Genomic DNA, 11,503 nt, shown 5'->3' on the forward strand with positions numbered 1-11,503 from the left:
TTCACCACTCCAGCTCAAACGCGGTATACGGCACATCAGTTGTGTCCGCTGCAACGAGGTGGACGGTCTCGGGACTGGGCAATTCGGGCGGTGGAGTGACCGGACGTGGTGCCGCCACAGCTGCACGGCGTGGTTTTGCTTGCGCCATCTGGGTCTGCTGTTGCAGCGCATTGGTCTCGCGCCCCTGGCCATTGGTGAGCTTGCGCAGGCGTTTTTTACCGATTTGGCTGGCGCTACGGATGTCCTCCAGCAATCGAGCGCGAGCCAGGGCATTCGCGTTAAGGCCAAGCTTTTTGAGATCGGCCTGTGAGAACGACTTTTTGATGCGCATCGACTCGGCGTGCATGTAGCAATCGAGCCCAACCGTGTATTCCGGATCGGTCGATTCGGCGAGGATGAAGGTGTCTTTTTCGGTGGGGTGCTGAATCAACACCGAGTGCAGGTTCAGATCGTTGACCAGCACGGTCACCCGGTCCATGCCTTGGGCTTGCAGCGTTGCCAAAGCGTGCGAGAAATACTCAATGCCATCGACCTGCACCCGGCCATGCTGAATGGTCCGCATCACCGGGCGGCGTGCCAGCGCATCAACATCGTCAGCCGACAGCGCGAGCGGTGCGATCAACTTGGCCTGCTCTTCCCAAGCCAGAATCGGTGCGCGGCCGGTTCGGCTATGGACGGTCTGGTGATACACCTCGTTGACCCATTGCTCGATCAGGTCGGACATTTGATTCAGCGTCAGGCACGCCTGCTTAGCCGAGTCGTATTCACCTCGCGCTACCGGGTTCGAGAAGGTCGTCCCGGACAGCTTCTGCACCAACCCTCGGGTCAGGATGTAGAAGAAGCGCTCGATATGCGCCTTCCCATTCGGGTCTCTGATTTGTGCTGGCGAGAGGATGATCGCCAGCGCCTCGCAGACGCGCATGAACGCCGTGTTCTTAAACTCAACCCCGTTGTCAGGGACGATGATGATCGCAACCCCTCCAGGCAGGCCGCGATTCGGCCTGGTCAGCATGTCACGCAGTGCAGCCAAGGCCGTCGCAGCGCTCGGCGGGTAGAGGCTAATGTGCATGCCCACCACAGCGCGAGTGCACACATCGAACAAGCAAGTCAGGTACGGCCGCCCCAACACCTCCCCGCTATCCGGATCGACAACCTGGATGTCCAGTTGGGGGGTATCCAATTCAACAACCGAGAGCAGCGCGCCCGCTCGCCGCGATCTGCCCGCCGCACGGGCTATCCGGTTTGCGGCAAGCTCACCGCGCTGCGCGCGGGCGACGACATAGGGATCAAGCTGCTTGAGCCGGCGCTGAATCGAGCGCAACGTCGGTACGCGAATGTCGTTGTGGAATGCAGAGCACAGACCCGACTCAGCCAATTTGCCGACCACATAGCTGCGAATATCGACAGCGCTGGAGCGCTCGGGCTTCAAATAAATCTGCTGTATCGCCTCGTTGATCAGCAGCTCGACCTCGGGATCGAATTGCAGGGTGTAATTGCCAGACCCCCTCTTCCTGAGCAAGCCCTGTTCGCCGTGCAATTCAAAAGCGCGAAGCCAATAAATGACAGCCCTGTCAGTGGGTGGGGCTGGATCATTCAGCTCAGCAGCAACCTGCTGGATCACGGCATTGAGGGCTTGGCGCGCGGTGGGATGCGGCAGATGGCGCAGCACCGCCTCCACATAGCGATGCTTGCGAACCAGTGCCGGCGCATTGTGCGCATGGACGGTGCGGCGCACCGACTCACTCTTCACCGCAATCTTGTTCGTGCTCACAAGCTCGGCGAAGTCACCCAGAGGCATCTTGTGCTGGCGACCACCTGCCGTGGCCGCACAGCCGAAAAGGTACCTGCGCTGATTGCAACACGCTGATGATCAGCTCACACCGGTCCAGATACGCTCGGGATAGGTGGGCTATCGATGGCTTCACCTCGTGCAGCTCGAAGCCACCATCCACCAACTCAACCAGAAAATCGGGGAAAGCCGACTGCCCTGCTGGCAATGGGATGTGAACCACCTGGGTGCGATAGCGCAGTACCGCTGGCGAGCGTTCCAGCACGACCGCGTAGGCCAGCTCCAGCTTGCTTTCCAGCGGAATCGCACCGCCCGATTTGCGACTGGGGAACAGCGAGGTGCTCCGCCCGCGCGCCCCTTGGTGGATACGCCGCACCCCATGCAGGGTATTGGCAACGGAGGGGGGATGCCGAAACGCGGCATCGATCTGGGCCAGAATCGGCCGGGCAGCCTCGTCCGAGGCGTGAAGTAACTGCTGGCAAGGTATGCCAGCACCGTGCTGCAAAAGCATGGCGTCTCCCGAAGAAAACACGCCAATACGCGGCCAGACGAGGCATCTGGAGGACGTGCATCAGCGCGACCCGCCCGAAGTACGGGCGTGACTTGACGACGGGCTGCGTTCGGAAGACACTTCAAGGTGCGACCCGTTGTTGTGTCTTCAGATACCGCAACCGCAGACGGACCCGAAAGGGTCCGTCTGTGTTTATGGATTCAGTTCAGTGTTTGATCTGCGTCTTGTCGCTTCCCCTTACTGAGCAACTTGGTTCATCAGGCTCAGGTCCTGTTCCAGTAATCCCCGCTTCATTCCCAGCGCAACGGCAATACGGTGGCTCTGTCCCCGTGTCGGGACATGCCGCGACCGCAGCACCTGATACACCAAGGTGGGATTGAAACCGTTATGGCGCGCCCATTCCGCCACAGAGATACCGCGTAGACGGAATTCTTCCAGCACGTCCGCCGTGGTCCGAGTCATGTGCGTGACCTCCAATTTACGAAGTTCCAAGACAAACTTACCCGAACGTCAAACTAGCCTCAAGTGGTTGATGTTATTAGTTTTTTATCATCAAACCTTTTTAGTCAGCAGCTAGAAATGGCTGTTGGAATTCTGGTTTTTACTATGTGCACCATAAGTGCCGCCACGGGCTGAGTGCCGTTCAGCCCTATGCTGCGATGTGAGCAAATGTTCAGAAAACGGCGGTTTGCTCAACATGCAAGCATGCACACAACTTCCGGCAGCAACCGGCCAGTAGCGGAAAGTGGCAAGCGTCGGCTTTCTGGCCGTCTGATTGCGTGCTTGGAAACCTTCACCGGCGCCGAATGACCGTCGGATCCCGCTGCATTGCGGACGCTGCTACGTCCGCTTCGCAGCGGTTTCCTGTGTCACGACAAGCCGGTCGGCTTCCGCAGCAGCGTTTGTTCTGGCGGCCAGAACGGACGCCGGCCGAATGATGGCTCGCTTGTGGATGTGTGCGTGGTCGGCCAAGAGCCCATATAGGCTTTGGCTCTCGGCTGCACGGTAGTGCAGCCCTCGCTCGCCCCAAACAAGCCAAACCAGAGCCTTGCCGGTTGCCGCCAAGTACCGGTCGAGCAGATCAGCTCGAAGGTACGAAAGATGGCCGTGCGCCTCCTCGCCATCCTCGCCGACCTCGCGGTACAGAGATGCGACGCCTTGAGCGTCATGGAGGTCCCACTGACCTGCGCGGTAGCTCAACCCCAATGCCTCACAAAGCTTAGTTGACGGGAACTCTGTCCCGCCATTCGGGTTGAGCTGACTGTGGTAACTCTCCCAGCTGTATCGCTGAACCGGAATCGTTACCGAGATGCCTTTTCCGGACCAGCGGTCTGTGGATACTTTGCGGAAGCCGTCCTCATCTTCGTTTCGTGCCTGTGGCTGCATTCCAGGCGCAGTCTCGAATGGCATTTCGCCCGCGTAGGTATAGAAGCTCTCTCGGGCAGAGGGTATGGCGTCGTTACCCGGATATTCCATACCAGCAAAAAGATTCGTCAATGGTTCGACGTCCGCTCGATCGACCAGAAGCCCGCGCAGGAAGCTGAAAACCTGCCGGTAGTCACCCTTGGCATTTTGTTCGATAAATCCGTCGAGGAGCACCCAGGGCCCGGCGATTCCATCGAGTGCGGGGCTTTCGAGCAGACTCTGATAGTCGGGGATTGGACCGTCGACTATCCAGTCCTTAGGCTCGGTGGGATGGCCGTTGAAAAGCTCTGGTAACTGAAACGTCAGGTGTCGCGGCTTGGGCGGGAACGTCGGGTCGATGTCAACATCAGATGGCCGACCATCATGGCGCATCGGGTCCAGCTGCCCGTGGTCGTAACACTGCCCCCACATCTCGAAGTAGGCAATCCAGCCGTATTTCTTGCCGTAGCGGTCGACCTTTTCTTTGTCGCCATCCTGTCGACGCCAAGAGTTCGTCTGGCGATCGATTTCCTCGAACTTGTCCGGGTCGTATCCCAGCTGAACCATCCGGGTGACGATCGCCTTGCGGACGGCGATGTAGCCGGGGTGCTTGTAGTCGTAGTTTGAACGACCTGGGATGAGTCGGCCGAACGTGTAGTTGCCGAAATCCATGGTGATTGCCACACGGTCAGCCTTCTCGATGTCGTCCGCCGGAATCGCAGGCGGCGCATTGAAGGGAGACGGCATGTGTGCGAACGGGGGGACGAGGTACGCGGCTTCCTCAACAGAAACGCAGTCAGGTTCAATTTTCTGAGCGAGCCCGACGATGCCCTGACAGTACTGACGCAGCAGCGCATGATGGGTAGGGGACACGGCGTCAGGTGCGAAGACCGTACGCACGATTGCCTTCGCCGTAGTGGGGAGCGTCTGCCGCATGACTGCTGCCGACGAGTCAGCCCAGGCCGACAGGGCGGCACCGTAGCCTGCGGCGAACATCCGCTCGGGGACATACGTATCCGTGCAGCTCAGCGATTCCAAAGCTAGTTCGAAGTACTGCGCAGGTTGCTTGAGGGCGAACGCGTACAACGCGCGCGTGGCCAAGTCGCGCAGGTAGCGGACGGTGGAGGTCAGCGTCCACATCACCCACCGAGCGCGACGGATCTCGGCCGGGCCAAGAGTATCGTTCTCCCATCGCTCGGTGAGGACCTTCAGGTCTCGCTCAATCTCGGTAGCACTCGCCCGCAGCCATTCTGTCCACACCAAGTCGCGCTGGGTGTTGGTCATGGTGCTGAGCACCGTGTGCAGGAAGTTCGCGTCGTACGGGTGCGCTTGAGCCGCGCGAGTTGCGCGCAATCTGCTGAACGCGAGCTTGGCGAAATTGCTTCTGGAATCCAACATCGCTTCCGTGAATCGCTCGGTGGTCTCGCGTCCAATCTGCGCAGGGTCCGAATAGGCAGTGAGCAGGAGTGCGCGCAACAACAAGTTGCCTGGGAGCTCTTGCCAGAGCTGTCGCTGACCACCTTTGCTGGGATACAAGCCGACCAAGGCGTAGAAGGCATCGCTGGCGAGCGTGTGCGAGCCGGGCTTGCCGGCGTCGAGCTTTTTCTGGTTCTCGGCGCTCTGGAACCATTGCGTCACGTCGCCGCGGTTGAGGATGTACTTGGCCAGCATGTGTCCGGCCATCAGGTCGTACGAGAAGGAGATTCCCTGTTGGCCTTCCTCGAACCCCGTGCGAATCAGGACACCCTCGGACTCCAATGCCCGGATGATGCTGGAGTCCCAACTGCCGCCTCCGTCGATCGTCGCACGGGCGGCGTCAAACGACATGCTGCGGGCGTTGTTGTCCCAGAGCGAAGCGGCGATTTTCCTCATCGCCTCGTGCACCTCGTCCTGATAGAGCCGCCGCGAGTTCGGAGAAAGTTCCGCCACGCGCACTGCGACCCGCTTGAAGTGCTCTTCGAACAGTGCGACCAGCGAGTTCGGCAGTGCCTCGACGCCGACGGTGTGTTGCCGTCCGGCATTGGCTACTTCGCAGTAGATGCGCAGGGTCAGCGGATGTTGCAACAACTCCAATGGTAGGTCAGCGTCGGTCTTGTCGATTTTGTAGAAAGCGAAATACTTGTCGATGGCCGCCTGCGGCTCGTCCTTGAAGCCGTTCAGTTCAAATCGGTCGGACGTGGGCGACTCAACCGTCCCGTCTGGCAGGCAGTCCTCCGCGAACTCATTGCGCAGGGTTGCGACCAGCAGAACGTAGGGGAACGCCTTCAAAAGCTCGTCGGCTCGCGAGAGCAGATCCTTCCAGTTCCGTGGGTCTTCGGATTCATTTAATCCGTCGATGACGATGGGCAGGCGCCTGCCGGCCCGGTGGCCCGCCGCGTCCACTGCCTCGACAAGGCGCTCGAACGTCTCGACCGACTTTCCGTTCACCTTGAACCTGGACGCCAGGTCGTCGAGCGTCTGACCCGCGTGGAGATCCTTGCCAAGGAGCAGCACGCCACCAGGGAAGGCTCCATCTGGCTGTGTCACCTTGACACACATCTCGGACTTGCCCTCGCCTGCCGCAGCCAAGACGTAAAGCGACCTTGCCCCGAGAGACTCGCCCAGCTGCGTCACCTCAGAGGCGACGACGTGTAGGTCGGCCACGAGGTTTGCGCTCTGGGGTGCGCAAGCCGCCCGCGCCCCTCGTAGCTTGGACAGGAGCCTTCGATAGTTGGTCGGGCTGGCGGGCATGGTCGCCAGAAGCCGCTTGATGGCATCGAAGTCGCCACCGACGACCGCGGTGTACAGCTCCGCGAGCAGCACGGCGGTATCGGCCACGTACTTGAGGAGCAGCTCCATCTCGGTCTGCAGCGGTGCGGGCAGCGCCGTCGTTTGAGGTGCAATCTCGGCAGCTGCGCCGCGAAGACTCACGGCCAGGTCGGCGATTGACCGCCAGGCGTCTTGGCCGCCCAGGCAGCGCGTCACGCTCTCTTCAGCGTCCTGCACCACGTGGACTTCGGGCTGGTACCTGCGCTGGAATGGAGCCGCGGCAATCTTGTACTGCTGCGCCAGCAGGTCGGGCGTGATGATCAGCTCGCCGAAATACGTGTCCCTGAGCATGGCGCCAGGCCCAGCCAGGAGCTCTTCGACATCGTCCGCAGTGAGCAAGTCTAGTTTGAACTGCGGGTACTTCGAGGTCAGCCCGTAGAACCAGGTCTGGTCGTCCTTGACGAGCGGGTAGCGCGTCCACAGCTTCCAGTCGGTGATGCCAAGGATATGCGTCTGCGTCTTCTGAAGACCTTCCTCAATCTTCGTGCGTTGCGCAGCGGTCAACTTGGCGGCGCGCGCCGACTGGTACCACTTGCACTGCCAGCCGATCCACTGGGGCGGCTTGCCAAGCACGCAGTCCTCCGTCAGCTGGAGGTGGAACTCAACACCGGGCTGGTTGGCCAGTTCCCTAAAATGCCCGAAGCGCCCGTAGTGGCGACGCACCAGGGAGCGGCAAAGCTTCTCGAAGTTGGACGTGGCTGCGCCGGGCAGCTGCGTGAAGGCATCCCAGTTTGCTTGCGGCATCTCGTTCTCGGACTTTCAGTCAGCCTGTGCAGACTCGTCGGGATAGTGGTGCGCTGAATAGACTTCTACCCGCGCGCCACTATCGACGAAGAGCTTGATGAATGCCGAAACGTCCGCCTCATCGGTCGAAATCTTGATGGTGTCGCCGTCCTGCTCGACGGAATGCTCGAAGTTGAACTGCCCCAGTTCCTCCGGCGCCAACGTGTAGAGTTTGAATTGCTGGATAAGAGCCATCATGCCGTCCGAAAACCGCTGGTCCTGCGGGGGAGCGTGCGCGATGGCATACGCGTCGTCCTTGGTCGCCTGTTCCCCCAGTTTCTTGATGACATCGGCAACGTCCTCAGCGTCCTTAGTCTGCTTGAACTTCCCGATGAGAACGAGGTTCATCGAGTGCTCGGAGCTATAGCCCGTCCAGATTTTCATGAGTTCGTTTCTCGTTGAGTTCCAAAGTCTTCTGCAGCCGGTCGAGGGCGGCCATCACTCCGGTCTCGCCGATGGGGGTCGCCGCCGTGGCGTACGAGCTTGCGCGCAGCATCCCCGACGCGTCGATGTGTGCGTATGCACGTAGCCCCTTCTCGCCAGGCAAGGGATCGCATGTCGGCAGTCCGTCCGCGCCAGCCTCGCTGATTGCGAGTCGAACCGACCCGACGTAGCTGCGCACCCACTGTCCCAGCCTTGCGGCTATCTCCTGGCTGACCCCAACTACGGCCGCGGTCGCCTGTTGCGGCAGGAGCAGCAATTCAGTCGCCTTGAATCGATGCGCCAGCTCGGCGAGCACATCGAGCTCGCCGATGGTTCGGTCGTTGACCACTACGTTGATGCCGAAGGGCAGCACCCACGCCAAGCCGCCAAGCCGTGCGACCAGTTCGTCGTACTTCCGACCCCGATGCGATTCGTAGGTGCGGCCGACGCCGTCGACACTCACCCGAACGAAATTGGCACTGTTCGCCAGCGACCCAAGGAGATGGTCGGTGAGCCTGTGACCGTGGGTCGTGAAAGTGACGGCTAGTCTGGTCTCCTGGGCCGCCCGCCGGCAAATCTCGGCGAACTGCGGATGCAGCGTCGGTTCGCCGCCGCCAAATCCGACTGCCAAGCAGCCCGCTTCATCCAGTTCGACCAACCATGCCAACACTTGGTCAGCCGTCAATGAGGCCCGGCTCTTGGGTGCGTAGCAGTACGCGCAATGCAAATCGCAGACATTCGTGAGCGCGATGGAAACCTGCCGCGGCGCTCGAGACCAGGACTTCTCCGCCGGCCGCACTTCGTCCATCAGGACGTTAATACCGGTATGCCTGTCAAAAAAGTGATGCCCATCCGGGCCGAGCCTGAGCTTCATGCAATGGGCGTGTACTGAATTATGTGTAAAACGAACTTTTGGCAGGAAACAGCCGCCTAGAGACACAATGAGCACGAAGAAGCACGAGGTACCTGAAGCGCTGTTGACCAGCTTTCAAACCTGCCGTCAGCTGCCACAGCACTAAAGTTGGTATATGGTCCGCAAGCGCAAAATGTTTGGCGACATCGATCAACCATGCAATCAGCGTACCTAGACCAGCCTCGATAGCAGACGCAACGATGCTCAGGTATCTGCCGATTGCTGAACGGTTCCCCCCCCCAACACCGAGTATTCATGCTCCAACACACTCATCCCTCTAATTTTTTCAAGACTAAGCGCTGACCAGAGGGCGGGCTGTCACCAGATCAGAGTATGGGGACGGCGCCGCCAAATATGGCGTAGAGATTGGCGCTTACTGAGCTGCAGAATGAAAAATTATGTGTCGTCGGGTGAAAAATTATGCGTCGTAAATGAAAAATCATCTGTCGCCCGACGACGAACGATTTAATCCCAGCTCAACGCCCCGCCAGTCTGATATTCCGTAACCCGCGTCTCAAAGAAATTCTTCTCTTTCTTCAAGTCGATCATCTCGCTCATCCACGGGAATGGATTGGTGACGCCTGGGAAGAGTTGGTCGAGGCCGATTTGCTGCATGCGGCGGTTGGCGATGAAGCGCAGGTATTCCTTGAACTGGCTGGCGTTCAGGCCCAGCACGCCGCGCGGCATGGTGTCCTCGGCATACGCGTATTCAAGTTCGACGGCTTTCTTGAACAGTTCGGTGATTTCCGCCTTGAACGGCTCGGTCCACAGTTCGGGGTTTTCCAGCTTGATCGTGTTGATCAGGTCGATGCCGAAATTGCAGTGCATCGACTCGTCGCGCAGGATGTACTGGTACTGCTCGGCGGCGCCGGTCATCTTGTTCTGGCGGCCGAGTGCAAGGATCTGCACGAAGCCGACGTAGAAGAACAGCCCTTCCATGATGCAGGCGAACACGATGATCGAGCGCAGCAGTTGTTGGTCGGTTTCCAGCGTGCCGCTCTTGAATTCCGGGTCGGTCAGCACGTCGATAAAGGGGATGAGGAATTCGTCCTTGTTCCGGATCGAGCTGACTTCGTGATAGGCGTTGAAGATTTCGCCTTCATCAAGGCCGAGCGATTCGACGATGTATTGATAGGCGTGAGTATGGATCGCTTCGTCGAAGGCCTGACGCAGCAGGAACTGGCGGCATTCCGGGCTGGTGATCTGACGATAGGTGCCGAGCACGATGTTGTTGGCAGCGAGCGAGTCGGCAGTGACGAAGAAGCCGAGGTTGCGCTTGACCAGACGGCGCTCGTCGTCGGTCAGGCCGTTCGGGTCTTTCCACAGCTCGATGTCGCGCTGCATGTTCACTTCTTGCGGCATCCAGTGGTTCGCGCACTGGGCCAGATACTTTTCCCACGCCCATTTGTGCTTGAACGGCACCAGCTGGTTGACGTCGGTTGTGCCGTTGATGACGCGCTTGTCGACGACGTTGACCCGCCCTTCGGTCGCGGCGTTCACGCTGCCTGTGCCGTGGTTGGTCGTGGATTGGGCGGTATCTTCGAAACTCAACATGGTGCTTGTCCTTATCTAAACAATTTCTAAACAATGCTTGAAAGCTAACTGGCAAATAGTGCAGGCCCGGCGTAGTGCCGGGCCATGGTGATTATTTGGCGTCTCGCCCCGGGCCGCGCGCCAATGGGCGGACCTGGACGTTGGAAAAATCGCTGACGCCCCACATGACCTTCATGTGGTTGAAATCCCGCGTTTGCTGATCGCTCAGCATGACATCGGGTTTGAAATTCATATTCAGGTGAAAGTCACCCAAGTACACCACTTCGCCGGCCCGTACCGTGAAGCGGTCCTGCCGCGGCAGGCTGATGATATTGCGCATCCCGGCCTGACCCAGCGCATCCGGCATGCCCCAGTAGCCATAAACATGGCTGATGGTGTAATCCCCCGGCGGTAGCGCGGCAAAGGCCAGCCGCCCCTTGTCGTCCGGAATATTGCCCGGCGCGCGGATGTAATCGACATTCTCGCTGGCGTAGAACTGGCCGTTGACGCCGGCACCGCTGAACACCAGATTGGCGTCACCGCTATCGGGCTGCAGGCTTTGCAGCGTGAACGCCAGTACCGCGTAACCCTGTCCCGGTGGCGGCAGCATCTTGCCATCGTCGGTTTGCGGCTTCAGCGATGCGCACCCGGCCAACAGGATCAGCAGGCCCAGCGCGGCGACGCGTTTGTACCCCTCATGCAAATGCATGGTGCCCTCCAGTCCGCCCGCGGGCGGCTTCAGCTTCCGTACGGCAAGTTGCCCGCCTGCGGCAGCCTCACCTGAATGTTGGACAGCTCGTTGGCGGTTTTGCTCATTACCAGGTCATAGAAATCACGGCCGGCCTGATTGCTGACCGAGACCGACGGGGTGAAATCCAGCGCGACATTGACGTTGCCGAGGTAGACGACCTCGCCCGCCTGCACGCTGAACGTCTGCCCCAGCGGCAGCCACATCGGCTGGGTGCGCGAACGACCGCCCTCGTCGGTGTGCCAGCTGCCCTGCACATGCATCAGCTGATAGCGCCCCGGCACCAGATTCAGCAAAAAGCGCTTGCCGGCGACATTGGGGCCGTTCGGCGAGCGCACTTCATCGCCCTCCTCAGCCGTCAGCACCTGCTCGCCCTGCGGTCCGCGCAACACCAGCGAGACCTTGGCATCGTCGGGTTCGGCCGCCAGCCATGTCAGCGTCAGCAGTGCCGTAGCCTGCCCCGCCTGTGTTTCGAGCTTTTTCGGCTCATTGCTGCTGAACACCTGCTGCATCTGGCTGCAGCCCGTCAACGCCAGGGCCAGCCCCAGGCACGCCAATACCGTCTTCATTCGCTACGCTCCCCACGGCCTG

Annotated in this window: 9 protein-coding genes; all 9 read right to left on the bottom strand. The window is 60.0% G+C overall.

Translation table 11 applies throughout. The features are described 5' to 3' along the window. Position 1 precedes the first annotated feature (1 nt). Complete coding sequence (locus R0382_RS17060) at positions 2 to 1,798, bottom strand: Mu transposase C-terminal domain-containing protein (RefSeq protein WP_432721168.1); 1,797 nt, start codon at positions 1,796 to 1,798, stop codon at positions 2 to 4. Next, on the bottom strand, positions 1,785 to 2,300 hold the full coding sequence (locus tag R0382_RS17065; protein ID WP_432721170.1) for a hypothetical protein: 516 nt from the start codon (positions 2,298 to 2,300) through the stop codon (positions 1,785 to 1,787). Before R0382_RS17065 ends, R0382_RS17060 begins: the two co-directional genes overlap by 14 nt. Positions 2,301 to 2,537: 237 nt before the next feature. Continuing rightward, entirely contained in the window at positions 2,538 to 2,762 is a 225-nt protein-coding gene (locus R0382_RS17070; RefSeq protein ID WP_432721172.1) for a DNA-binding protein, read from the bottom strand. Positions 2,763 to 3,140: 378 nt separating this feature from the next. After that, positions 3,141 to 7,256: a hypothetical protein gene (locus R0382_RS17075; RefSeq protein ID WP_432721174.1), complete on the bottom strand. Its 4,116-nt coding sequence runs from the start codon at positions 7,254 to 7,256 to the stop codon at positions 3,141 to 3,143. A 15-nt stretch (positions 7,257 to 7,271) separates the two neighbouring features. Continuing rightward, positions 7,272 to 7,643 (bottom strand): DUF6375 family protein, encoded by a 372-nt coding sequence (locus R0382_RS17080; protein WP_432721176.1) that lies wholly within the window; start codon positions 7,641 to 7,643, stop codon positions 7,272 to 7,274. Positions 7,644 to 7,656: 13 nt separating this feature from the next. Continuing rightward, on the bottom strand, positions 7,657 to 8,592 hold the full coding sequence (locus R0382_RS17085; RefSeq protein WP_432721178.1) for a radical SAM protein: 936 nt from the start codon (positions 8,590 to 8,592) through the stop codon (positions 7,657 to 7,659). Positions 8,593 to 9,096: 504 nt separating this feature from the next. Next, on the bottom strand, positions 9,097 to 10,185 hold the full coding sequence (locus R0382_RS17090; protein ID WP_432721181.1) for a ribonucleotide-diphosphate reductase subunit beta: 1,089 nt from the start codon (positions 10,183 to 10,185) through the stop codon (positions 9,097 to 9,099). A 91-nt stretch (positions 10,186 to 10,276) separates the two neighbouring features. Continuing rightward, complete coding sequence (locus tag R0382_RS17095; protein ID WP_432721183.1) at positions 10,277 to 10,873, bottom strand: hypothetical protein; 597 nt, start codon at positions 10,871 to 10,873, stop codon at positions 10,277 to 10,279. Between the two features lie 29 nt (positions 10,874 to 10,902). Then, positions 10,903 to 11,481: a hypothetical protein gene (locus R0382_RS17100; protein ID WP_432721185.1), complete on the bottom strand. Its 579-nt coding sequence runs from the start codon at positions 11,479 to 11,481 to the stop codon at positions 10,903 to 10,905. Between the last annotated feature and the right edge of the window lie 22 nt (positions 11,482 to 11,503).

Origin of the sequence: Jeongeupia wiesaeckerbachi, from assembly GCF_050916355.1 — a bacterium.
GTDB lineage: Bacteria > Pseudomonadota > Gammaproteobacteria > Burkholderiales > Chitinibacteraceae > Jeongeupia > Jeongeupia wiesaeckerbachi.